This is a genomic window from Streptomyces sp. NBC_00988 (genome assembly GCF_045162645.1).
Classification (GTDB): domain Bacteria; phylum Actinomycetota; class Actinomycetes; order Streptomycetales; family Streptomycetaceae; genus Streptomyces.
Genome location: NZ_CP108730.1, coordinates 2,064,224 through 2,087,059 on the forward strand (window position 1 = coordinate 2,064,224; position 22,836 = coordinate 2,087,059).

The 22,836-nt window shown below is 68.5% G+C and carries 14 protein-coding genes; 8 read left to right on the forward strand and 6 right to left on the reverse strand.

The window, feature by feature from the left end:
* Positions 1-501: 501 nt before the first annotated feature.
* The gene (locus OG496_RS09490) at positions 502-1,224 is read right to left on the reverse strand and encodes a hypothetical protein (RefSeq protein WP_405970414.1); all 723 of its coding nucleotides are present in this window, start codon (positions 1,222-1,224) and stop codon (positions 502-504) included.
* A gap of 28 nt (positions 1,225-1,252) precedes the next feature.
* A complete protein-coding gene (locus OG496_RS09495) occupies positions 1,253-8,422 on the reverse strand; it encodes a ricin-type beta-trefoil lectin domain protein (RefSeq protein WP_405970415.1) in 7,170 nt (2,389 codons plus the stop codon).
* Positions 8,423-8,716: 294 nt separating this feature from the next.
* Here OG496_RS09495 and OG496_RS09500 point away from each other — a divergent pair, with 294 nt between their 5' ends.
* Positions 8,717-12,193: a DNRLRE domain-containing protein gene (locus OG496_RS09500; protein ID WP_405970416.1), complete on the forward strand. Its 3,477-nt coding sequence runs from the start codon at positions 8,717-8,719 to the stop codon at positions 12,191-12,193.
* A 592-nt stretch (positions 12,194-12,785) separates the two neighbouring features.
* On the opposite strand, the gene OG496_RS09505 is transcribed toward OG496_RS09500, so the two are convergent.
* Positions 12,786-13,208: a secondary thiamine-phosphate synthase enzyme YjbQ gene (locus tag OG496_RS09505; protein WP_405970417.1), complete on the reverse strand. Its 423-nt coding sequence runs from the start codon at positions 13,206-13,208 to the stop codon at positions 12,786-12,788.
* Between the two features lie 150 nt (positions 13,209-13,358).
* On the opposite strand from OG496_RS09505, the gene OG496_RS09510 reads away from it, so the two are divergent.
* From OG496_RS09510 to OG496_RS09535, 6 genes are all read left to right on the forward strand, one after another.
* Positions 13,359-13,442: a putative leader peptide gene (locus OG496_RS09510; RefSeq protein WP_315986669.1), complete on the forward strand. Its 84-nt coding sequence runs from the start codon at positions 13,359-13,361 to the stop codon at positions 13,440-13,442.
* 126 nt (positions 13,443-13,568) lie between these two features.
* Positions 13,569-14,462 carry an ABC transporter permease gene (locus OG496_RS09515; protein WP_405970418.1) on the forward strand — a complete coding sequence of 298 codons (894 nt, stop codon included), beginning with the start codon at positions 13,569-13,571 and terminating at the stop codon, positions 14,460-14,462.
* Positions 14,435-15,202, forward strand: a complete 768-nt coding sequence (locus tag OG496_RS09520; RefSeq protein ID WP_405970419.1) for an ABC transporter ATP-binding protein — start codon at positions 14,435-14,437, stop codon at positions 15,200-15,202. The genes OG496_RS09515 and OG496_RS09520 overlap by 28 nt, the downstream gene beginning before the upstream one ends.
* 42 nt (positions 15,203-15,244) lie before the next feature.
* On the forward strand, positions 15,245-16,270 hold the full coding sequence (locus OG496_RS09525) for an ABC transporter substrate-binding protein (RefSeq protein WP_405970420.1): 1,026 nt from the start codon (positions 15,245-15,247) through the stop codon (positions 16,268-16,270).
* Between the two features lies 1 nt (position 16,271).
* The gene (locus OG496_RS09530; protein WP_405970421.1) at positions 16,272-17,414 is read left to right on the forward strand and encodes an LLM class flavin-dependent oxidoreductase; all 1,143 of its coding nucleotides are present in this window, start codon (positions 16,272-16,274) and stop codon (positions 17,412-17,414) included.
* A 42-nt stretch (positions 17,415-17,456) separates the two neighbouring features.
* Positions 17,457-18,533 carry an NAD(P)-binding domain-containing protein gene (locus OG496_RS09535; protein WP_405970422.1) on the forward strand — a complete coding sequence of 359 codons (1,077 nt, stop codon included), beginning with the start codon at positions 17,457-17,459 and terminating at the stop codon, positions 18,531-18,533.
* Positions 18,534-18,767: 234 nt separating this feature from the next.
* Here the strand turns inward: OG496_RS09535 and mltG are convergent, their stop codons facing one another.
* Positions 18,768-19,610 carry an endolytic transglycosylase MltG gene (mltG, locus tag OG496_RS09540; RefSeq protein WP_405970423.1) on the reverse strand — a complete coding sequence of 281 codons (843 nt, stop codon included), beginning with the start codon at positions 19,608-19,610 and terminating at the stop codon, positions 18,768-18,770.
* 43 nt (positions 19,611-19,653) lie between these two features.
* Positions 19,654-21,456, reverse strand: coding sequence for an ABC transporter ATP-binding protein (locus tag OG496_RS09545; RefSeq protein WP_405970424.1), 1,803 nt, complete (start codon positions 21,454-21,456; stop codon positions 19,654-19,656).
* Positions 21,457-21,586: 130 nt separating this feature from the next.
* On the opposite strand from OG496_RS09545, the gene OG496_RS09550 reads away from it, so the two are divergent.
* Positions 21,587-22,096, forward strand: coding sequence for a MarR family winged helix-turn-helix transcriptional regulator (locus OG496_RS09550; RefSeq protein WP_405970425.1), 510 nt, complete (start codon positions 21,587-21,589; stop codon positions 22,094-22,096).
* A 93-nt stretch (positions 22,097-22,189) separates the two neighbouring features.
* On the opposite strand, the gene OG496_RS09555 is transcribed toward OG496_RS09550, so the two are convergent.
* Positions 22,190-22,828, reverse strand: a complete 639-nt coding sequence (locus tag OG496_RS09555) for an HD domain-containing protein (RefSeq protein ID WP_405970426.1) — start codon at positions 22,826-22,828, stop codon at positions 22,190-22,192.
* Positions 22,829-22,836 lie beyond the last annotated feature (8 nt).

Below are 22,836 nucleotides of genomic sequence, written 5' to 3' on the forward strand. Positions count from 1 at the left end.
GTCCGTCACGGGCATGCCCTTGGCCAGACCGACCGAGGCGAAGAAGCCGCAGCCAGTCGGACCTGATCTTCCGGATGACATCCGTGGCCTTCCTGGCTGCATGCCAGGGCCGATCTACCACATACCGGCACCCCAGTCGAGGAGTTCCGCAGCCTGTAGCGGCGGCCTGCCACCTGTTGACCGATGTCGTCCCAGGCTCTCCGGGGCCGCCCTCTCCCCCATCGTCGCGGCGTTCGCGGACACGTGAGCTCGTACGTCCCACTGCATGTCCGCTGACTGACCGCGCAGATCGCCGTGTTGGCCTTCGTGCTCAGATCACCGCGGGAGCTACCGAGTGAGTGATCGTCGGGTTCACACCGACCGGCTTCCCCCTAATTCCTGACGCCGGCGGTGTGCTGGTGAACTCGGCAGACTGCGGAATCCGCCGAACCATGCCTTCCCCAAGTGCGCCTCCAACCGCCGCCGTTGTACGACTGAACAGTCCTGTGTTGGGGTTCGCTCTCACCCGTGGTACAGAACACGGACAACGCACGCGGCGGCCGGAAGCGCGTCGAGGTAGGCGTTGAAGTAGCGGCGCCCCTCGGCCCCTCCGATGGCCACCCAGCGTCCGTCCAAGGTCAGCAGGGCGTGCGTGGGCAGAGCCTCGTCCGTGGCTTCGCGCACCAGGGCGTCGAGGTCATCGCCGAGGTGAGCGACTGGATCGCCGCCCACGAGGTCCTCCAGTTCCGGGTGCTCCAGGAGTGCGACGATGGCCGGCTGTGTACGGAAGTCCTCCAGAGCCTGTGCCTGCGGGTAGTTCTGAGGGTCAGCGATATGTCGGGCCCAGAAATCGCTCATGGCTCGGGCCGGTGGGTAGGCGGAGGCGAAGGCCTGCCACGCCTCGAAGGCCCGGCGCGCCTCGGCTGCCGCACGCGCCCGCGGCTTTTCGAGGTCGAGCAGCGCGCGCGGCCCACCGTCGCACAGTGAAGGAGGAACGTTGCGCGGCTCACCGGACAAGGCCTCAGCGCCCCGGATGAGGCGCGGGTCGTCCTCGTGCCCCGGGACGACCGGGAACTCGCAGCCCCGGCCGTCGACCTGCCAGTAGTCCCACCAGGTCTCGACGTCCGGCCAGTCGGTTTCGTCATCGCGGTTGTAGTCGAACGGCGCCATGGCCACGCCGATGGCCTGGACGACGTCCCCCGAGTCCCATGGGGGGACGCATACCGTCACTCGTTCTTTCGCCATAGTCCTTTTCTCGGTCTCGTCTTCACACTTAAGTCATCGGCGGCGGGTCGCAGGACACGAGCCAGCCGTCACAGCCCCGCTGCCACGATCGCGTCGCGTCCCAGACCATGTACACATCACCGAAGGCTCCGAGACCGTTCATGAGCTTACCCAGCCGGCTTCCCCCGCCCGACTTGGACGTGGACGGCGCATCCGGCACGCTGGGCGCCTTCCCGGAAACCTCACCGGGAGTGATCTGGATGGTCCCGCCGCCGGACTTGCGGACCAACGGCTGTACACGGTGCGTGTCGAAGTAGCCGTCCGGCCAGATCACACGAACGTGTTTGTTGCCGATGAACCTGTCCCGGATCGCCTCTGCCTCGGCCTGGCCCTGGGCAACGTAGACGACGTTCTGGGTCTGCCCCTTGGCATTTGCGTCCATCTTGTTGGAGATTGTCTTGGCGGTATTGTCAACGTTGAACGCCTTGGCGCCGCTCTCGTTTGCGTCCCAGGTCTGGACGCTCACGATCTTGCCGTTCTTCCAGGTGACCTTGATGAAGTCCGCCGTGGCCCCGGCCGCGACATGGTCACCGTTGGGGCCGTGCAGCAGCCCCTTCTTGGGCAGCACGCCGTTGTCGTCCTGCCACAGATACCGGGTGCCGCTGCCGTTCTTGGAACCGTCGTAGTACTTGCCGCCGAAGCGCAGGTCCTGGTTCATGTAGTCGAACGCGACCTTCTCCGAGGCAATCTTCGACTGGGCACCCACCGTGTGCGGGACGCCGCGCTCGTCGTAGATGACCTGACGGCCGCTGACCGTGCGCTCGGTGAGCGCGTGGGCCGGCTTGACCTCGGCCGGGGGCTTCGCCGCAATCGGTACTCCGCCGCGACAGACGGCCGTGCCCTCCCAGCACTCGACGGCCTGCAGGCCGTCCGGGTCGCTCTTGGTGACCGGGTTGTTGTCCGCGTAGGAATAGCCGTTGATCTGCAGCGGGTCGGACGGGTCGATGACCGGGTCGGCGGAGAGGAAGCGGCCGGTGGACTGGTCGTACTCACGGGCGCCGAGGTGGGTCAGGCCAGTGGCCGTGTCGTCTATTCCGGTGCGCAGGTAGGAGTGCCGGTTCGGCCAGCTGGACGGCTGGCTGCCGCGCGTCTCGCCGAAGGGCTTGGAGAAGCGGCGGGTGACGGGCTGTCCGCTGGTTTCGTCCACCGCGGTGGTGGCCGTGCCGAGTTGGTCGGTGAGCAGGATGCTCAGCCTGTGGCTGGTCGTGCTGCCGTACTTGTTGGAACGGACCACGGTGGGTGCGCCCGACTGGGTGTAACTGCGTGAGGCCCCGGCGATGTTGCCCTTGATGTCCGCGCTGACCTCAGTCTCGCCCAGATACAGGATGCTGCCCGCGGCCGTGTGTTCCAACAGACGGTTGCCCACGGCGTCATAAACGTACGCAGTGCGATCGGCAGCGGCCCACTGCTGACCGCTGGTGCTGTTGCAGGTGTACAGCTGCAGATCGGTGCTGTCCGTGTCGTTGGCGTTCGGTACGTCGACACACTTGCCGGACGCCGGGTGGTACAGGCTCTTGTCCGAGGTGCGGAAGGTGAACTTCTGCGCGCCGCTTCCGTCGCAGGTGGCCAGCAGCACCTTGGTGCCGTTCGCGGTGCCGTCGGCGCTCGCGCACTTGCCCATGATCCGCAGGGTGTCGGCGTTCGGCTTCCACTGCTGGGCACGGGAGTTGTTGCAACGGTAGAGCTGCAGGGGGTTGCCGTCGGCCGTGGAACCACCTGCGTCGTCGAGACACTTGCCGGACAAACCGACCACTGCTCCGGCGCCGTCACCGAAACCCTTGGCCTCGGTGACCTTGTCCTCGGCGTTCCAGACCAAGTTCTGCGTGCCACCGGGCAGCACCCGGGTCTCGGCATTGCCGACGGCAGTGTACGTGTAGCTCGCACCAGTGCCCGTCGAGGGCGTGACCTTGTTCAGGGTGTGCGGCTGGGCGCCGTAAGAGTAGGCGCTCTTGATGTCCTTCGCCGAGTCGGCGGGATCATGCTCGGTGAGGCTCGCCCGGTTGCCTATCGCGTCGAAGGTGAAGGACTGCCAGTACGCGCCGGCGTCGGTGGTCACCGTGTTCGCGGCGGGCGCGGCGGCGTTCAGAGAGGCCGCCATGTCGCTGTCGGGCGTGGTGGCGTCGGTGGCGGAGTCCGGCGCCTCGGCGATGGGACCAGCCGAGGACTGGCCGTCCTGCCGGTAACCCCATGCGGTTCCGGATACGGACTTGCAACCGGTGCCACCCGTGCCGACCGTCAGGGATGACGTCCAGGCATGGACCATCTCCCCCAGGTAGTCGTAGGTGAAGCACTGGGAGTCCCAGGTGTTCGCCGACCCGGTGGTCAGTTTGCGGGCGCTGGAGGTGACGTTGCCCGCGCGGTCATAGGAGTAGTAGGAGTCCGCGATTCGGTGGGATGCATCGGTCTCCCGGTCCCACACAGTGCGCTGGACTCGGCCGGTGTGTTCGTCGATGAAGTTCGTTGTCCACACCCGGTACGGCTGCGCGCCGCTGACCGTACGCAGGGGCTCCCCGTAAGGCGAGTAGGTGACGTCGGAGGTGTACCAGGTCAGGCCCGAGGTGGACTGGGCGAGGCCGTCGCTGTCGTACCGTGTGACGACCTTCTCCTTGGCGAGCCCGCCTGCGGCCGGCAGCGTCACGGCCAGCGGCTTGCCTGTGGGTGAGTAGGTGTACTCGTACTTGTACGCGCCAGCGAGGCCCGCGGTGTTGGTGTGCGTGGGGATGACGATCTCGCGCCCGGTCGGCCGGTACTCGCTGTCGTACCCGGTGATCCGGTCGCTGTAGTCGCCGGTCGCGTCGTGTCGGACGGACCCGGCGGCCTTGCCGACCGCGCCGACCGGATCGTAGGTGAACTCCTTGACCGGTGCGGCGGTGGGCGAGCCCTCCCGGACGTAGGTGACGCGGCCGATCGAGTCGTAGGACGTGTACGTCGCCTTCATGGCGGCGTCCGTGCCCTTCGTCTGCCGGTCGAGGTCGTCGTACACGAAGGACGAGGTCCCGAGGTCGGGATCGGTGGAGGCGATGAGCAGGCCGCGGGCGTCGTAGGTGTAGAGCCACTCGTTGCCCTGGTGGTCCTTGACCGTGTTGCGGTTTCCCCGGGCGTCGTAGGTGTACCAGGTGCTGCGCCAGTCGGTGAGGTCCTTGTTGGTGTAGTGCTGGACGCGGCTGGCCCGGCCCAGGGCGTCGGTGATGACCTTGGTCGCCGGAGTCGCGCCACCGGCCGGCTTGCTGAGCGTCCAGTTGTCGCCGTAGCTGGTGGAGTCGGAGTAGACCGCCGTGCCGCTGTCCAGCGCGGTCGTCTTCACCGGGCGCTCCAGGCCGTCGTACATGGTCCGGGTCATACTCGGGACCAGGCTGAGGCTGCGGGGCTTGAACTGGGTTGCCTCCGGCTCGCCCTTGGCCAGGTAATCGCCGGTCTGGTCGCGGACGAGACCGTGGTCGTCGAAGCGAGTGTCGACGATGACGCGGCCGGGACCATGCGCCTCGCTCTGTACCTGGAATTGGCGCCCCAGGCCGTCGTACAGGGTGACTTGCTTGGCGTAGGTGCCGTCGTCCTTGATGGTCTGCACGGTGACCGCGCTGGGCTTGGTCGCGGTGGAAGTGACGGCGGCCATCTGATAGCCGATGATCACGTCCGGGGACTGGGTGCCGGAGGAGCGGGACGCCGACCAGCCCTTGACCAGGCGGCCCAGGGCGTCGTACTCGCTACGCGAGACGCGGTCGTTGGTGTCGGTGACGGCGAGAGCCAGGCCGCGCCCCGGGTCGTAGGTGGTGGTGCTGGTGTGCCCCTTGGGGTTGATCGTCTTGATCGCTGTGACGGGTCCGCCGGTGTCGCTCGGTGTGTATTGGGTCTCCGTGACGCCCTTGAGCGCGTCGGTGACCTTGCGCAGTCGGCCCAGCGGGTCGTAGGACCGGCCGGTCACCACCGAGTAGCCGACGCCGGTTCCGTCGGAGGTCGCGGTACTGGTGGGCAGGCCCTTGGTGGGTGTGGCGCCCCAAGCGCCGTCGTCGTAGCTGGTACGGGTCGCGTTCTTGAGTTCCGTCGCCGGGTCGGCGTTGTCGTAGCCGGCGCACGAGGTCGCCGTCATCCGCACCTGCTTGGGCAGGCCGATGAGGTTGGCTGTCTCGTTGTTGGCGTACTGGGTGCGGGAACAGGTGTAGTCGCTGAGTCTTTCGGCGCTGCCATCGGGTTTGACGACGGCAGTCTGCACCTGTGTGGCCAGCCCGTGGTCGGGTTCGAACTCGGTCTCGGTGCGCACTGCCTGCCAGCTGGAGTCCACCGTCTGGACAGCGTCTGTACGGCGGACGCCGACCTGGTGGGCGAGGAGCGGGTCGAGGCCGCCGTCCCGAGCGCGGGACGCGGTCTGGTGCGACCAGGGGTAGTTCAGGGTGCGCTTGAGGAGTCGGCCTCCGGTGCCGTCGTACGTGAGCGTCTCGGCCGCCATACCCGCGTACTGCGGGGCATCGTCGGCCGCCAGGGTGACCGCCTGGGTGGAGTCCTTGACCGCGCCGCCCGCGCCACGGAAGTAACGCGTGACGGCGTACGACTGGGTCTGCGGGACGCCAACCGTGGTACCGCCGTTCTTGGCACCGCGGACCGTGGCGACCTTCTGGTACCCGCGCCAGACGCTGTAGGTGCGCAGGGACGGTTTGGTGAGTTCGTCGTCGTCCTCGCCCCAAGCCGCGTCGCTGTACGTGTACTTGGTCGTCACGCGGTCCGACACACCGGAGATTTTGTCGATCTCGGTGACCGAGTCGACGACGTACTTGTTGAACCAGGCGAGCGCGGGCTTGGCCTGCTCCGCGTCCGGTGACCAGCGCACGGGGTAACAGGTGCCGTGGTTGTCGTCCTGATCGACGGACGGTTCGCTGCGGCAGCCGCCGCGGTAGACGACTTCGACGTCGCCGCCGTTCTCGGTGGACACCGTGCCGATGCGGGGGCGGGTGAATCCGGGGCGCGGGTCGCCCTTGTAGCGGGGAACGAGGTTGGGCAGCTGCTGGTCCTTCAGATAGCTGCCCAGCGGGTCGTCCGCGCTGACCTGATACGGACCGAAACTGACGCCCGACTTGGTCAGCATGGTTCCGGTGCTGTCACCAGGTCCGTAGCCGGTGCGCGTGATGGAGTCCAGCCACAGACCGGGCGAGGTGTTGTACCAGTCGCGCGGGAACGAATGGTTCAGGGTGTACGTGTCCACGCGTGCGAGGCCGCTGCCACCGGGTCGGGCAGCGTAAGTGGTCACGCTTCCCAGTCGCGTCCGGATCCAGAACGACGGGAACGCCGGGCACAGTTTGGAGTCGGACTTGCAGTTGAGGTTGCCCGGGCTGTCCCACCAAGGGCGGTAGGAGGCGGGATTCTTGGTGTCGTCGAACTTGTCGGCGGCGCAGGACCCGTCGCTCTCCACGCATCGTTGTGCCGCGCCGAAGACGACCTTCGCGGCTGGGTTGGTGAGGTTGTCGGGGCGCAGCCCGTATTCGATGGTGTCCGGGTAGCCGCCGCGGACGTACTTCTCCGGCGACTTGAACTTCTTGTTCACAGCGTAGTAGTTGGTCGACTTGCTCCAGGTGACGACCATGGTGTTGCCGTGCACGTCGACAACCTTGTCCAGGCCCCAGTGCCAGCCCTGCTGCCGCTTGGTGCCATCGTTCGCGGTGCAGCGCGAGTCCGCGAAGGGGTCCTTGTGGCAGGGCTCGCCCGGGTGGTTGCCGAAGACGGGAACAGTGAAGACGGAGTCGGTGTCGGCGTGCGAACCGCCGACTTTGTTCAGCCCGTAGTAGTACTGGGTACCGTCGGTGGTGGTGACGACCCAGTACTCGCCGTTGTCGTCGCCGTTGTCGCCACCCGTCCTCAGCTCGACCCGGGTCCCGTCGTCGCTGCGCAGCCGGTAGACGTCGCTCTCGCCGACCCGCACCAGCTCGGTGTTCCTACCGCCCAGTGACAGCACGGCGTTGAACGACACCCAGCACAGGTCTGACGTCTTGTACTTCTTGTCCTTGTTGTTGGGCGCGCCTGCGGTGATGTCCTCGCGGTCGTCCTTGCAGGTACGGTAGCGGCGCTCGATGTGCCCGGGGTCGTAGTTCCAGCCCTCGCCGACCCAGGACGCCTGCGGCGAGGACGTGGCCGTTTTCCCGTCCACCGCTTGCGAGTTGTAGTCGAAGGAGATCTCCGGGCGCGGGCCGGCGGGCGCGGGCGGCACCTGGAGCGGGTAGGACCAGGTGAACGCGCCGGAGGAGTCGCCGGAGGCCCACTTGCCATCACTCGCCAAGGGCGTGGCTTTGAACGTGCCGGCCGGACCGGACCCGGAGTCCACGGCGCCGACGACGGCACTGTCGCCGCTCGCGGCGGCCGGTGAGACGTAGGTGGCCCGCATGACGCCGGAGCCCGACCCGGAGGACGGTACGGCCGCGGCCTGGCTGACCGTGCCATCGGCGGCGGTGTCGACGGTGGCGGTCACCGTCCTTGTGTGGGGGTCGTTGACCGTGTCGAGTTCCGTGTACTGCCGACACTCCTCTACGTCGGGGGTGGTCAGGTAGCACTCGGGGAACTGGACAAACTCCAGGCGGGAGGCCCAGTCGGCGCCATAGAGGTTCTCGTACGTCTTGTAGCTCAGCTGGACCGAGATCGGCACCGAACCCGTCGCGGGGGCCGTCACCTTGACGAGCGTGCCGTCGACACCCTGGGACTCGGTGGCCGTGCTGGCGAAAACGCCGACCTGCCAAGTGCCGGTGGGCGCTGGGGCGTCGGGGGCCTGGCCCAGCTTGACCGGCAACGCACCGGCGGGCTTGTAGTCGGTCTGCGTGACCGTGGAAAGAGCCGCGGTGCCCGTGCGCAGGGCGGTCTGCTGGATGGTGGTGCCGTCGAAGGCTACCGGCGCGGTACCGGCTGGGGCCGGGGTGGTGGTGCCGGCCGGCGCCTCGGTCTGGTCGGTGGGCTGGTCCGTGCGGATGCTGTCGAGCCCGGCGTCCCGGGTCGTGCCGGCCACCGCCGCGTCCTCGGTGAGTTTCAGCAGGTCGACGTCCTCGCGGGGGGCCTCCGCAGTGGTGGGGTCCGGCGGCGAGGCAAAGGCCTGGGTGGGCAGCAGTGCGAGCGCCAGCGCCACGGCCACCGGTGCGAGCACGGTGGCGGAACGTCTGCGACGGTGCGCGGACAGGAAGAAGGGCACGGCGAAATCCCCCGGTCGACCCGAAACAAGGTGGAGCGGCGCCTGGGCGGACCACAGGTGGAGCCACTTCAAGATCGACCAGATTCTGTGTGGACGCCATGAGGAAATCCAGTGAACCCTGTGCACGTGTGGCAATGATCACGTCATGTAACGGTCAAAGAAACACCAATCAGGTCGCTACGGTCGCCCCTGGGTGCCGATGCCGCCGTCCGGCCACATCGCAGGCGTGACGTGCGCGTTCGCGTGGGTCATGATCTGCAACCGTTGTCCCAGGGGGGAAGGAAGAACACGCCCATGACGAGCAAGTGGCGGCGCCTGCGCGCCCGTCGGGCCGCCGTGGCGGCCGTCGTGGCCCTCATCACGGCCGGCGGCCTGACGTACGCCGGACTGACCGGCACCGGTGGGGACCGACCGGGTGCCGACACCCGGTCGACTCGTCCGGCCGCACCGGTGACCGAGGCGGAGGCCGCCTCAAGGGCGGCCAAGTCCGGCAGGCCCGTCGAGGTCACCGCGCTGCGCACGGCGTACGAGACGACCTGGTCACGTCCCGATGGGCTGCTGCAGCGCCGCGTACACGCCACGCCGATACGCGCCAAAGCCGACGGCCGCTGGCAGCCAATCGACACCACGCTCGTCCGCACCCGGCACGGCTGGTCTCCGAAGGCGACCAACGTGGGACTGACGTTCTCCGCGGGGGCCCGCTCGGCCTCCGCTCGCGCCGACCGGGGAGCCGGGGTGCGCAGGGTGTCGCTGCTCGCCGCGGACACAACGACTGGCAGCACGCTGGTCACCCTCACCGCCAATGGGCACACCATCCAGCTGACCTGGCCCGGCGCCATCCCCGCACCGGTGATCGACGGTTCGCGCGCACTGTACCCCGAAATCATCCCCGGCGCAGACCTGGTGCTCACGGCGGACGACGGTGGCTTCGCCCAGCTGGTGGTGGTCAAGAACCGGCAGGCGGCCACCGATGCCCGGGTGGCCCGCCTGACCTATGGGTTGACCTCTCCCGACCTGAGTTTCAGCCTGGACCCCACCACCGGCATCGTGAGCGGCCGTGACGCCGACGGCGAGGAAGCGGCGATCTCCCCCACCCCACTGATGTGGGACAGCTCGGGCACTCCCGCCCTGACGGATGGTCAGGCCGGTACCACCGCCTCGCCGACGGCTGCGGAGAGCCTGTCCGGAGACTCCACCGCTCCGGCCGACGACTCGGTGTCGCCCACCCCTGCGTCCCCCGAGCCGAGCGACACCGTCAACGACGGTGACAACGGCGACGTGGACAACGAGGCGCTGCCCGACGCGACGGACGAGGCACCGGCCCCTTCGGCCGGGGAGAGCGAGAGCGCCGCGCCATCCGTGCCGCCGGAGCCATCCGCTGACCCCACCCACACCGGGGTCGCCGCCACCCTCGACCTGCCCTCGCTCGCGGGTCCGCAGCCCGACTCCCGGGGCACCCTGATGACGGCCGACCTCGACGGCTCGACCTGGTCCCTGACACCGGACCAGGAGTTCCTCACCGACTCGGACACGGTCTACCCCGTCTTCATCGACCCCTCGGTCAGCAAGCACACCAACGACTGGACCACCGCGTACAGCCGCCACCCCAACGCGAACTTCTACAACGGGCGCAACTTCAACAAGGGCACCCATGAGGCCCGGGTGGGCTTCGAGTCGGACACCTGGGGCACCTCACGGTCCTTCTTCAGCATCGACTGGAACCCGGACCTCAAGGGCGCGACCGTGATCAGCGCCAAACTGCACGCTCTGGAGACCTACTCGTGGTCGTGCAGCGCCCGCACCATGAACGTGTACCTGACTGGGGCGATCACCAACAAGACGACCTGGCGCAACGCACCGAAGATGACGGCGGGCAACAAGCTCGCGAGCAGGAGCTTCGCACACGGCTACCGCTCTTCGGGCTGCCCCGACGACTACGAGGCGTTCGACGTCAAGTCGGCCGCCCAGAAGGCCGTCTCCAACGGCTGGGACACCCTCACGCTCGGCTTCCGAGCCGGGGATGAGGACTCGGCGTACGCGTGGAAGAAGTTCCAGGCCGACGGCGGCAACGACCCCTACGTCGAACTGGTCTACAACCGTCCCCCGACCACCCCCTCGCACCTGGGCCTCGATCCCGACCTGAGCTGCGACACCACCTCGCCCTACATCAACGTCGGCGCCGACTCGATCACTTTCTGGGCGAACAGCAGCGACAAGGACGCCAACCTGGACTCGCTGCGCTTCGAACTGTGGCCGACCGGCGGCAGCGGAAACCTGCTTGGCGGCAAGGCCAAGGTCACCGTGGGAAGCCAGACCGACTCGGCACGCGTGCACACAGACCCGTTCTCCACCGGCGGGCTGAAGAACGGCGTCAAGTACTCGTGGCGGGTCAAGGCGGTGGACAAGCGCGGGACCACCTCCGCCTACGCGCCGTCGAAGACACCATGCCGGTTCGTGTTCGACAGCTCCCGACCCACCCCGCCCGTGGTGGCCTCCACGACGTTCCCCGACGCCGACGCGCAGGACGACGGCTTCGGGAATTCCGACGAAGACTCGACCTGGAGCACCGTCAAGTTCGGTACGGCGGGCTCGTTCACCTTCAAGGCGTCGCAGACCGACGTGGTCAAGTACGAGTACGGCTTCAACTCCGCCTCGTACACCGGCTCCGCATCCCGCACGAACGGCGCCCCCGCCTCTACGATCACCACCTTCTCCGGTTCCAACGCCAGGCCGCCGCTTGCCGGCCCGAACGTGCTCTACGTACGCGCGGTAGACGACGCCGGGAACGTATCGGACCCACGGAAGTACTTCTTCTACGTCACTCCGCGGGACACCGCGGACGTGCCGGGCGACTTCACTGGAGACGGCTTCCCCGACCTGATGGTGGTGGACGCCAACGGCAACCTGCGGATGTACCCGGTCAAGGGCACCACCGACGCCACCAAGGGGACCGGCGCCTTCGGCTACTCCATGTCCGGCGCCTACCAGGAGAACAGCGACAAGGACCCGAACGGCGACGACCTCCCGCTGTACTCCCGCCCGCCGTCCGGCTATTGGAAGAACACCCTCCTCACCCACCTCGGCGACGTCTACGGCGGCGACGGTCTGCAGGACCTGATCGCAGTGCGCGATGGCAAGCTGTGGGTGTACCCGGGCGACGGCTACGGCGCGGTCGACATCAACAAACGGCACGAGATCCTGCTGCCGGCCGGTGCGCCGGCCCCTTCGACGATCACCCAGATCGTCTCGGCCGGCGATGCGACGGGCGATGGCAAGCCCGACTTCTTTCTCACGGTCGGCGACGCGTTGTGGGCACTGATCGGGTACAACGGTGCGACCGTCGACGAGGCCCGGCAATTGTCCGCATCGGCCTGGACCAACCGTGACCTCGTCACCGTCCAAGACGTCTCCGGCGACGGAGTCACCGACTTCGTCTACCGCTCGGACGCCAGCGGACGGCTGTTGCTACGCAAGGGCATCAAGGACACCGCGACCGGTGGGGCCGACATCGACTCACTGGCCTCGGCGGCCGCTTCCTCCGGCGGCGCGGACACGGAGTACGGGGCCTCGGGCTGGGCCGGCTCCAGCATCCGGTTGCTCTTCGGAACCCCGGACGCCAACGGGGACGACATCCCCGACATCTGGACACTCAGAGTGGACGGCACGGTTCGCTTCTACACCGGCAGCCGCACAGCCCTGAGCGGTTCCGGCACGGAGATCATCGGCAACGGCGACGGCACGGGCTGGAAGAACAAGCTGACGGTCGGCTGACACACCGCCGTATACCGCGTACGACGGCGGCGCTCACGGACCTTCCTGTGCGCGCCGTCGTCATGCGCGAGCGGATGCTCCGCCCTCATGTCTCCGAGGCATGGAAACCGAGAACATGTCAGCGCCACTGTCCACACTTGGCGCATGAGGTCGAACACACCAGCACTTCTCACTCGGCACCAACAAGTTCGGCATAGTTCATTGCAGAACTCAGGCGAGGTGGGCAATCAGGCGACGACTGTCGTGAGCGCACCAGTCTGGCGAACCCCTGGGACACCCCCATAGCCCCAGATCCGGACCATACACGGGCCAACTCCGCCCCTCGGACCTCAGAATCTACTGTTTCCGCAGTTCAACGAGGTGTTGAGCATGGACCACCAGCAGACCAAGAACCTGCTGTCGTTTCGATAGCCCACCCACGACCGCACTCACCGACGTCGTTCGCGGCCCTTCGGACAGCCCGGCCACTCAAGGCCTCCCTGCCCTTCGAGAACGATCCTCCCGAGGAGAATCCCCGCTGCCACAACCGGCCACAGATACACCCCGTTCGGAGCGGCCGGGCATCACATCTACGGTCGTCACACCAAGGCCCTCAGCCGAGGAACGACAACCGAACCAACCTGTCCGGATTATCGCCGTTCGTGTCGACCAGACACACCGACTGCCACGTCCCCAACTCCAGCCGCCCGCCCACCACCGGCAACGTCGCATGCGGCGGTACGAACGCCGGGAGGACGTGGTCGCGGCCGTGCCCGGGGCTGCCGTGGCGGTGCTGCCAGCGGTCGTCGGCGGGGAGGAGGGTGTGCAGGGCGGCGAGGAGGTCGTCGTCGCTGCCGGCGCCCGTCTCCAGGATCGCGACGCCCGCGGTGGCGTGGGGGACGAAGATGTTGAGGAGGCCGTCGCGGCCGGCCGCCACCTCCCGGAGGAAGGCCTCGCAGTCGCGGGTCAGGTCCATGACCCGCTCCCTGGAACCGGTGGCGACGTTCAGGACTCGGGTGGTGAAGGCAGCTGACATGCCTCCCATCCTGACCCATCTGTCGGACTCCTCACCCGATTCCCTTCTGTTGGGCTCCACGCTCGATCCATCGCCCGGCCCGTGATACGAGGGGTCCAGTCCGCGAGACACCGTTGACCGTGGCACGCCATCTGACCTATTTTCGGCCGCATGTTGCGTTCAGTTCTGCTCACCACGCGCGGTCACATCGACCTGCTGCGGGTGGCCTCCGCCGCGTGTTGCCGCGGCTGCTGACGTCTCCTTCCGCCTCACCCCTCTCTTTCCCGCACTCCGCCGTGCCCGCGCACACCGTCGTGACACGGCGGCGTTGAGGCGTACCCCCTTCCTCACCGGACGCTCTCCCCCACCCGTGGAGCACCCATGAGCATCAGCCATGCACCGCCTGGTTCATCCGGGCCCGACATTTCCCCTATGTCAACATCGAAGGCCGAGTCCGGCGATTCCGCTCCCCTCGAACTCGTCCCCCTCGTCCCCACCTCCTCGCGCCGCACCCGCGTACCCCGCTGGCTGCGCCGCACCACCGGCCCGCTCGTCCTGCTCGCGCTGTGGCAACTCCTGAGCAGCACAGGCGTGTTGACCTCCGACGTGCTCGCCTCCCCCGGACGCATCGCCCATGTCGGCTGGGACCTGATCGACAGCGGTTCACTGACCTCGGCCATGGCCACCTCGCTCCAGCGGGTCGCCATCGGGCTGCTCCTCGGTACCGTCATCGGCACCGGACTCGCCCTGGTCTCCGGTCTGTTCAGGGTCGGCGAGGACCTGGTCGACGCCCCCGTGCAGATGCTGCGGACCGTGCCCTTCGTCGGACTGATCCCGCTGTTCATCATCTGGTTCGGCATCGGCGAGGCTCCCAAGGTCGCCATCATCACGCTCGGCGTGACCTTCCCGCTCTATCTCAACGTCTACGCCGGAATCCGGGGCGTGGACAGCCAGTTGATCGAGGCCGGGGAGTCGCTCGGGCTGTCCCGCTGGGGGCTCGTCCGGCATGTGGTGCTGCCGGGGGCGCTGCCCAACGCGATGACCGGGCTGCGCTACTCCCTCGGCATCGCCTGGCTGGCCCTCGTCTTCGCCGAGCAGATCAACGCGGACGCCGGCATCGGCTTCCTCATGGTGCAGGCACGGGACTTCCTGCAGACCGACGTGATCGTGGTCTGTCTGATCGTCTACGCCTTCCTCGGCCTGCTGGCCGACTTCCTCGTCCGCACCCTCGAAAGGCTGTTGCTGCAATGGCGACCGACGTTCACGGGCCGGTGACCACCCGATCGGCGACCCAGTCACCGGTGACCGCGCAGGCGGTACGCGTCGAGGGGCTGACCCGTTCCTTCGGCGGCCGCGCCGTCATCGACAAGCTCCAACTCGACGTGCGGCAGGGCGAGTTCGTGGCGCTGATCGGCCGCAGCGGCTGCGGCAAGTCGACGTTGCTGCGCATCCTCGCCGGGCTCGACCGGGACATCGAGGGCACGGTCCTCGTCCCGCGCCGCAAGGCCGTCGCGTTCCAGGCGCCTCGCCTGATGCCGTGGAAGAAGGTGTGGCGCAACGTCCTGCTCGGACTGCCCGGCAGGCCCGAACGGGCCGTAGCGGAAAGGGCGTTGGCGGAGGTCGGGCTCGGGGATCACTCCGACGCGTGGCCCAAGACGCTGTCCGGTGGTGAGGCGCAGCGGGCCTCGCTGGCCCGTGCGCTGGTGCGCGAGCCCGATCTGCTGCTGCTCGACGAGCCGTTCGGGGCACTCGACGCGCTGACCCGGATCAAGGCCCAGCGGTTGGTGGGCGAGCTGTGGCAACGGCGGGGCTGTGCCGTCCTGTTGGTGACGCATGACGTCGAGGAGGCCGTGCTGCTAGCGGACCGGGTCCTGGTGATGGACGAGGGCGTCATCGCGCACGAGCAGCGCATCGACCTGGACCGGCCGCGCGACATCACCGACCCCCGGTTCGCCGAACTGCGCGCCGGACTCCTGGAACGCCTCGGCGTCGACACCGCCGCCGAAGCCGCCTGAACTCCCCCACGCACCACCCCAGTTACCGAGAACGGAACCCCCATGCGACGAAGCCTCGTCCCCGCCGCCCTGCTGCTCCCCCTCGCCCTCCTGCTCACCGCCTGCGGCGGAAACTCGGCCGCCGAGACCTCGACCGGCACCGACGGCAAGGGCTCCCTCACGCTCAACGTCGGTGACCAGAAAGGCGGTTCGGAGGCGGTGCTGCGGGCCGCCGGTGAACTCAAGAACCTGGACTACAAGATCAAGTGGTCCACGTTCACCTCCGGTCCGCCCCTTCTGGAGGCCGTCAACGCCAAGGCCGTCGACATCGGCGGCGTCGGCAACACCCCGCCGGTGTTCGCGGCGGGTGCCGACTCGAAGATCAAGGTGGTGGCCGCCTGGCACGGCACGTCCGAGGGCGACGCCATCCTCGTCCCGAAGGACTCCAAGCTCAGCGAACCGCAGCAGCTCAAGGGCAAGTCCATCGCCGTGGCGCAGGGTTCGTCCGCGCACTTCCAGCTGGTCGCCTCGCTCAAGGCGGCCGGGCTCAGCATCGGCGACGTCAAGGTGAAGTACCTACAACCGGCCGACGCACTGGCCGCGTTCACCTCCGGCAAGGTCGACGCGTGGGCGGTGTGGGACCCGTACACCTCGCAGATCCTCCAGGCCAAGCAGGGCCGTGTCCTCACCACCGGTGAGGGCGTGACCAATGGGCTCAGCTTCCAGGTGGCGGCGCCCGGCGCGCTGGCGGACAAGAAGAAGTCCGCCGCCGTCAAGGACTACCTCGACCGGCTGCGCCGCGCCCAGACCTGGGTGTTCACGCATCAGGAGGCGTGGGCCAAGGTGTGGTCGAAGGACACCGGGCTGCCGTACGAGGTGGCGCTGGCGTCGGTGAAGCGGACCAACTCCACCCGTGTGTCGGTCGCGGTCGACAAGCCGCTCATCGCGTCCGAGCAGCAGATCGCCGACACCTTCACCCAACTCAAGCTGATACCGCGGAAGGTGGACTTCGCCGACTTCGTGGACACGCGCTACAACGAGAACCTGCCGGCCTCCACCTCCGCTCCGCGCACCACGGGAGGTTCGTGACATGAGCGTGCGTCTGCACTGGTTCCTGCCGACCGGCGGCGACGGCCGTACGCTCGTCGACCGGCACGCCTACGGGCTCAACCGCGCGGGCGCGGTCCGCGGGGTGCGGCCGCCGGACATCGAGTACCTCGCCCAAATCGCCAAAGCGGCCGAGCAGTTGGGCTTCGAGGCGGTCCTGACGCCGACCGGCACGTGGTGCGAGGACGCCTGGCTGACCACCGTGGCGCTGGCCCAGCACACCGAGCGGCTGAAGTTCCTGGTGGCGTTCCGGCCCGGGGTGATCTCGCCGACGCTCGCCGCGCAGATGGCGGCGACCTATCAACGGGTCACGCGCGGGCGGCTGTTGCTCAATGTCGTCACCGGTGGCGACTCGGCCGAGCAGCGGCGGTTCGGCGACCATCTCGGCCACGATCAGCGGTACGCCCGTACGGACGAGTTCCTGTCGGTCGTACGAGGGGTGTGGCGGGGAGAGCCGTACGACTTCGGCGGTGTCCATTACCAGGTCGAGGGCGGGCTGACGGCGCTGCCGCCCGATCCGGTGCCGCAGGTGTTCTTCGGCGGGTCGTCGGCGGCGGCCGGGCCGGTCGCCGCCCGGCATGCGGACGTGTATCTCACCTGGGGAGAACCGCCGGCGCAGGTCAAGGAGAAGATCGACTGGATTCGCGGGCTGGCCGAGCGGGAGGGGCGGGACGTGCGGTTCGGGGTGCGGCTGCACACCATCTCGCGGGACTCGTCGGCCGAGGCGTGGGCGACCGCGAACCGGCTGCTCGACGACCTCGACGCGGACACCATCGCGGCCGCGCAGGCGGCGCTCGGGCGCAGTGAATCGGTGGGCCAGCAGCGGATGTTGGCCCTGCACGGCGGTTCGCGCGAGGAACTGGAGATCCATCCGAACCTGTGGGCGGGCGTCGGTCTCGTCCGGGGCGGCGCGGGCACCGCACTCGTGGGCAGCCATGCCGAGGTCGCCGATCTGATCGAGGAGTACCACTCGCTGGGCGTCGAGCACTTCGTGCTCTCCGGGTATCCGCATCTGGAGGAGGCGTACTGGTTCGGCGAGGGCGTGATTCCCGAGCTGGCGGCGCGTGGGCTGGTCAAGGGGAGGGCGAAGGTCGGCCTGCCGTTGCTCGTGAGCGGCGGGCGCTGAGCGGGCGGGAAGATCCACGGCCCCGGTGCTGTTCGTACAAACGTGAACAACACGCGTGAGGTCGACGTGGTCGTCATAGGCGCCGGGCAGGCAGGACTGGCCGGCGCCTATCACCTGCGGCGCACCGGTTTCGAGCCGGAGCGCGACTTCGTGGTGCTGGACCACGCGCCCGCGCCGGGCGGGGCCTGGCAGTTCCGGTGGCCGTCGTTGACGTACGGCAAGGTGCACGGGATGCACGCGCTGCCGGGCATGGAACTCACGGACGCCGATCCGGCCCGGCCGTCCGCCGAGGTGATCGCCGAGTACTTCGCCGCGTATGAGCGCGCCTTCGACCTGCGGGTACGGCGGCCGGTGGACGTGAAGGCCGTGCGGGAGGGCGTGGACGGGAGGCTGCTCGTCGAGACGTCGGACGGTACGTGGTCGACGTGGGCGCTGATCAATGCGACCGGGACGTGGGACCGGCCGTTCTGGCCGCGCTATCCGGGTCAAGAGACCTTCCGGGGGCGGCAGTTGCACACCGCGCAGTATCCGGGGCCTGAGGAGTTCGCCGGGCTGCGGGTGGTCGTGGTGGGCGGGGGCGCGTCCGGTACGCAGCATCTGATGGAGCTCGCCCCGTACGCGGCAGCGACCACGTGGGTGACCCGGCGTCCGCCGGTCTTCCGCGAGGGTCAGTTCACCGAGGACGTGGGCCGGGCAGCCGTCGCACTGGTCGAGGAGCGGGTGCGGCAGGGGCTGCCGCCGAAGAGTGTCGTCTCCGTGACCGGGCTGCCGCTGAACGACGCGATCCGGCAGGCGATCGCGGACGGAGTCCTGGACCGGCAGCCGATGTTCGACCGGATCACACCCGACGGGGTGGACTGGAACGACGGCCGCCATGTGGACGCCGATGTCATCCTCTGGGCAACCGGATTCCGGGCCGCGATCGACCACCTGTCACCGCTGAAGCTGCGCGAGCCGGGCGGCGGTATCCGTGTAGAGGGAACCCGGGCGGTCGCCGATCCGCGGGTCCACCTGGTCGGGTACGGGCCGTCGGCAAGCACGATCGGCGCGAATCGCGCGGGGCGTGCGGCTGTGCGGGACATCCGGCGGTTGCTGGCCGGGGAGCCGGTGGCGGCCTGAGGTTGTTCTGGTGGGGTCGCTTCACGGGCGGGGCGAAGGTGCCGCGCCGAGCCGGCCAAGGGTCCTTTTGAGGGGCGCGAGGAACTGCGCGACCAGCCACAGCGCAGCCGCACCCGCACCCGCACCCGCACCCGCACCCGCACCCGCCAACGAAACACAAGTCACCCACCCCGACGACACATCAGGCGGCGCCGGCCGGAAAGCCGAGCGCCGCCCTACGGCGTCCCGCGCGGGTCACTTCGTGGGCGTCGCGCTGTTCTTCTGGGCCGCGTTGAACTCGGAGACGTTGCGCTGGTGTTCCTCGTACGTGGCCGCGAAGCGGGTGTCGCCGGGCTTGACCGTGACGAAGTACAGCCAGTCGCCCGGGGGCGGGTTGATCGCGGCGCGCATCGCCTCCTCGCCCGGGTTGTCGATCGGGGTGGGCGGCAGGCCCATGCGCTGGTAGGAGTTGTAGGGGCTGTCGAGCCGGGTGTCGCTGCCGGTGGTCTTCAACGTGGCGCGGTTCAGGGCGTAGTTGATGGTGGAGTCCATCTGCAGCGGCATACCGCGTTCGAGGCGGTTGAAGATGACCCGGGCCACCTTCCCCATGTCGGTCGTGGAGGCCGCTTCGGCCTGCACGATGCTCGCGATGGTGACCGCCTGATAGACGTTCATCGCGTTGCGCTGGGCGCCGGCGGCGACCGGGGCGCCGTTGAACTTCTTGTTCGCGGTGTTGACCATGAACGACAGGAGCGACGCGGGCGTCGACTTCTTCTCCAGCGGATACGTCGCCGGGAAGAGATAGCCCTCGGGGTTGCCCTCCGCGTCGGTCGGCAGCTTCAGGCCGGCTTTCGCGATCGACTTCTTGGTGGTCCCGACCGGCAGCGCGAGGACCTTGTCCACGGCTTCGTAGATCTGGCCCGAGCGCCAGCCCTCCGGGATCACCAGGGACGTGGGGCGTGTGTCCCCCTCGCTCTCCAGGCTCAGCAGCGGCACCGCCACGGCGGTGCCGGCCACGACGGCCCCCGTCGCGATGAGGGCGACCCGGCCCCTGCGGGTCAGTCGAATCGTGCTCCGTGGCGGAGTGTTCATCTGCATGCGGGCACGGTAACCCGCATACCCTCACAAACCCGGCATATCTTCAGCTTGTCGGTTCCAGTTGGGCGTCCCGGCGTACGAGGGCCGCGTACCGCCCGTCCCGATCGAGTAGTTCCTCGTGCGTGCCCCGCTCCGCGATCTGCCCGGAGTCGAGGACCACTATCTGGTCTGCGCTCCGGATGGTGGACAGCCGGTGCGCGATGGTGAGCGTGGTGCGGTTGGCCGACAGGGCGTCGATGGCGTCCTGGACGGCGGCCTCGGTGCGGTTGTCCAGCGCGCTGGTCGCCTCGTCCAGGATGAGGACCGGCGGGTCGCGCAGGATCGTGCGGGCGATGGCCAGGCGCTGCTTCTCGCCGCCGGAGAACCGGTGGCCGCGCTCGCCGACGACCGTGTCGTACCCGTCGGGCAGGCCTGCGATGTGCTCGTGGATCTGCGCCGCGCGCGCCGCCGTGTACAGCTCCTCGTCGGTGGCGTCCGGCTTCGCGAAGCGGAGGTTCTCGGCAACCGTGGCGTGGAAGAGGTACGTCTCCTGGGAGACGACGCCGACGGCACGCGCGAGCGTGTCGAAGTCCAGGTCACGGACGTCCACCCCGTCGAGGGTGACCCGGCCGCCCGTCACGTCGTAGAGCCGGGGCACGAGATAGCCGAGGGTCGACTTTCCGGCGCCGGTCGGGCCGACGATCGCGAGGCTGTTGCCTGCGGGGACGGTGATGTCGATGCCGTCGAGGATCGGGCCGCTCTTGTCGTCGTAGTGGAACTCGACTTCTCCGAAGGCGACTTCGCCCTTGATGGTGTCGAGGTGGACCGCGTTCTCGCGCTCGGTGATGTCGATCGGCAGGTCGAGGTACTCGAAGATGCGGGCGAAGAGCGCCAGCGAGGTCTGGATCTGGACGCCGGTCGACAGCAGGCTGACGGCCGGGCGGAACAGGCCCTGCTGGAGCGAGACGAAGGCGACGATGGTGCCGATCGAGGCGTCCGGACCACCCAGGTGGAGCGTCATGCCGGCCGTCCAGTAGATGACGGCGGGCATCGCGGCCATGACGATCGAGATGACGGCCATGCGCCAGCGCCCGGCCATGTTCGACCGGACTTCGAGGTCGACCAGCCCCTCGGACTCCTCGGAGAAGGAGCGGGTGAGCGAGTCGGAGCGACCCATCGTGCGGCCGAGCAGGATGCCGCTGACGGACAACGACTCGGTGACCGTGGCGGCCATCTCGGCCATCTGCCGCTGGCGCTGGGTGGCGATCTTCTTGCGTTCGTTGCCGACGCGGCGGCTGATCCACACGAAGACCGGGAGCAGCAGCAACGAGACGACGGTCAGCCGCCAGTCCAGGGCGATCATCGCGATGATCGTGGCGACCACGCTGGTGAGGTTCGAGACCAGGGAGGTGGCCGTGGAGGTGACGGTCGCCTGCATGCCGCCGATGTCGTTGGCTATGCGGGACTGGACCTCGCCGGTGCGGGTCCGGGTGAAGAAGGCGAGCGACATGCGCTGCAGGCGGCCGTAGACCGCTGTGCGCAGGTCGTGCATGACGCGCTGGCCGACCGTCGTGGAGATCAGGGTCTGCAGCACGCCGAAGATGCTGGTCAGGACGGCGCTCAGGATCATGCCGAGCGCGAGCAGGCTCAGCAGGCCGGTGCGGTTCTGCGGAATGGCGACGTCCAGCGTCTCCTTCAGCAGGAACGGGGTCGCCACGGTGACCAGGGACGCTGCGCCGACCAGGAGGCCGACGACCGCGAGCCGGGCGCGGTAGGGCTTGAAGAGCTTGAGGATGCGGCGCACCTGCCGAGGCTGGTCGGTCGAGGTGCCGGGGGACGGTGTCCAGTTGATGTCGTCGCGGGGCATGGTCTCCTACGGATGGTGAGGCGATCAGGACTGGTCAAGCGCTCAGAACTCGTGGAGCGATGAGGCTTGGTGGAGCATAGCTCATTGTTACCTATACTCACAATGAACCAGGTCCTGATATTGTTCCCGTATGACCACCCCCGATTCCGACGGCCTGCTCGCGGAGCAGCTGCTGCGGCTCACGCGCCGGGTGCACCGCATCCAGAAGCGTCATCTGGAGCAGCGCGACCTCGGCATCACCCCCGCCCAGTCCCGGCTGCTGCGCACCGTCGCGCACTTCGACGCCCCGCCGCGCATGGCCGACCTCGCCGAGCGCCTCGAAGTGGTGCCGCGTGCCGTGACGACGCTGGTCGACGGGCTGGAGGCGAGCGGCAAGGTGCGGCGGGTGCCCGATCCGTCCAACCGGCGGGTGATCCGGATCGAGATCACGGACGACGGCCGCAAGGCGCTGAGCGAGCTGCGGGGCGCGCGGCGAGGGGCGGCTGACGAGATTCTCGCGCCGCTCACAGACGTGGAGCGCGAGGTGTTGCGGACGTTGCTGGACACGTTGGTGGACGGGGCGCCTGGTGCACACGAGGGGCATGAGAGGCATGACGCCCATGGGGCGCACGAGGGGCATGGGCACGGGCGGTCCTGCTGACCCGCTGAACCACTACCCGTTCACACGCTGCCCCGCCGACCCGCTGCCGCACTGACCCGTCGCCCCGGGCTGCCGCCGGAGACCGGGTTCGCCTCACTCCGGCCAGTTCGACGCCTTGATGCGCTCCACGAAGTCGCCCCGCACGAAGCCCGGTACGAAATGGGCCAGCACGTCCGCCTTGATGTTGCCGAACGTGGTCTCGGGGCGGTCCTTGATGCCCTCGGTGAAGGCGGCGAGGATCCCGTTCTTGAAGTCCGGGCGGGGGTGTGCCGCCACGACGGCCGCGCGCTGCTCGTCGGTGACGGCGTCGTAGCCGATGCCCACGACGTCCAGTCCCACACCCCGGTTGACGAGGGCGATCTCGGCCGCCATGTGCAGCGGGATCTCCTGTGTGGTGTGCAGGGCGATGCTCGCCCAGACCCGGTCGGCCGACTCACCGGTGATGCCGTGCGTGTGCAGGAACCGGCGGGCCTCGTCGGCGCCGTCGATCTCGAAGCGCTGGTCGGTGCGGCGGAACTTCTCGGTGAGGCCGAGGTCGTGGAACATCGCGGCCACGTAGAGCAGCTCGGGGTCGTAGTCGAGCCCCTGCTCCCGGCCGCGCAGGGCGCCCCACAGGAACACCCGCCGGGAGTGGTCGAACAACAACGGCGACGCGGCCTCCCGCACCAGCTCGGTCGCCTCCCGCACCAGGGCGGTGTCCGGGATCTCCACGCCTGCGATCACTTCGCTCATCGTTCTTG

What these genes read in the sequence shown, in the direction of transcription:
- OG496_RS09490 (WP_405970414.1), bottom strand. Translation starts at nt 1,224, where the DNA reads ATGGCGAAAGAACGAGTGACGGTATGCGTCCCCCCATGGGACTCGGGG.
- OG496_RS09525 (WP_405970420.1), top strand. Translation starts at nt 15,245, where the DNA reads ATGCGACGAAGCCTCGTCCCCGCCGCCCTGCTGCTCCCCCTCGCCCTC.
- mltG (WP_405970423.1), bottom strand. Translation starts at nt 19,610, where the DNA reads ATGCAGATGAACACTCCGCCACGGAGCACGATTCGACTGACCCGCAGG.
- OG496_RS09500 (WP_405970416.1), top strand. Translation starts at nt 8,717, where the DNA reads ATGACGAGCAAGTGGCGGCGCCTGCGCGCCCGTCGGGCCGCCGTGGCG.
- OG496_RS09520 (WP_405970419.1), top strand. Translation starts at nt 14,435, where the DNA reads ATGGCGACCGACGTTCACGGGCCGGTGACCACCCGATCGGCGACCCAG.
- OG496_RS09510 (WP_315986669.1), top strand. Translation starts at nt 13,359, where the DNA reads ATGTTGCGTTCAGTTCTGCTCACCACGCGCGGTCACATCGACCTGCTG.
- OG496_RS09555 (WP_405970426.1), bottom strand. Translation starts at nt 22,828, where the DNA reads ATGAGCGAAGTGATCGCAGGCGTGGAGATCCCGGACACCGCCCTGGTG.
- OG496_RS09545 (WP_405970424.1), bottom strand. Translation starts at nt 21,456, where the DNA reads ATGCCCCGCGACGACATCAACTGGACACCGTCCCCCGGCACCTCGACC.
- OG496_RS09515 (WP_405970418.1), top strand. Translation starts at nt 13,569, where the DNA reads ATGAGCATCAGCCATGCACCGCCTGGTTCATCCGGGCCCGACATTTCC.
- OG496_RS09550 (WP_405970425.1), top strand. Translation starts at nt 21,587, where the DNA reads ATGACCACCCCCGATTCCGACGGCCTGCTCGCGGAGCAGCTGCTGCGG.
- OG496_RS09505 (WP_405970417.1), bottom strand. Translation starts at nt 13,208, where the DNA reads ATGTCAGCTGCCTTCACCACCCGAGTCCTGAACGTCGCCACCGGTTCC.
- OG496_RS09530 (WP_405970421.1), top strand. Translation starts at nt 16,272, where the DNA reads ATGAGCGTGCGTCTGCACTGGTTCCTGCCGACCGGCGGCGACGGCCGT.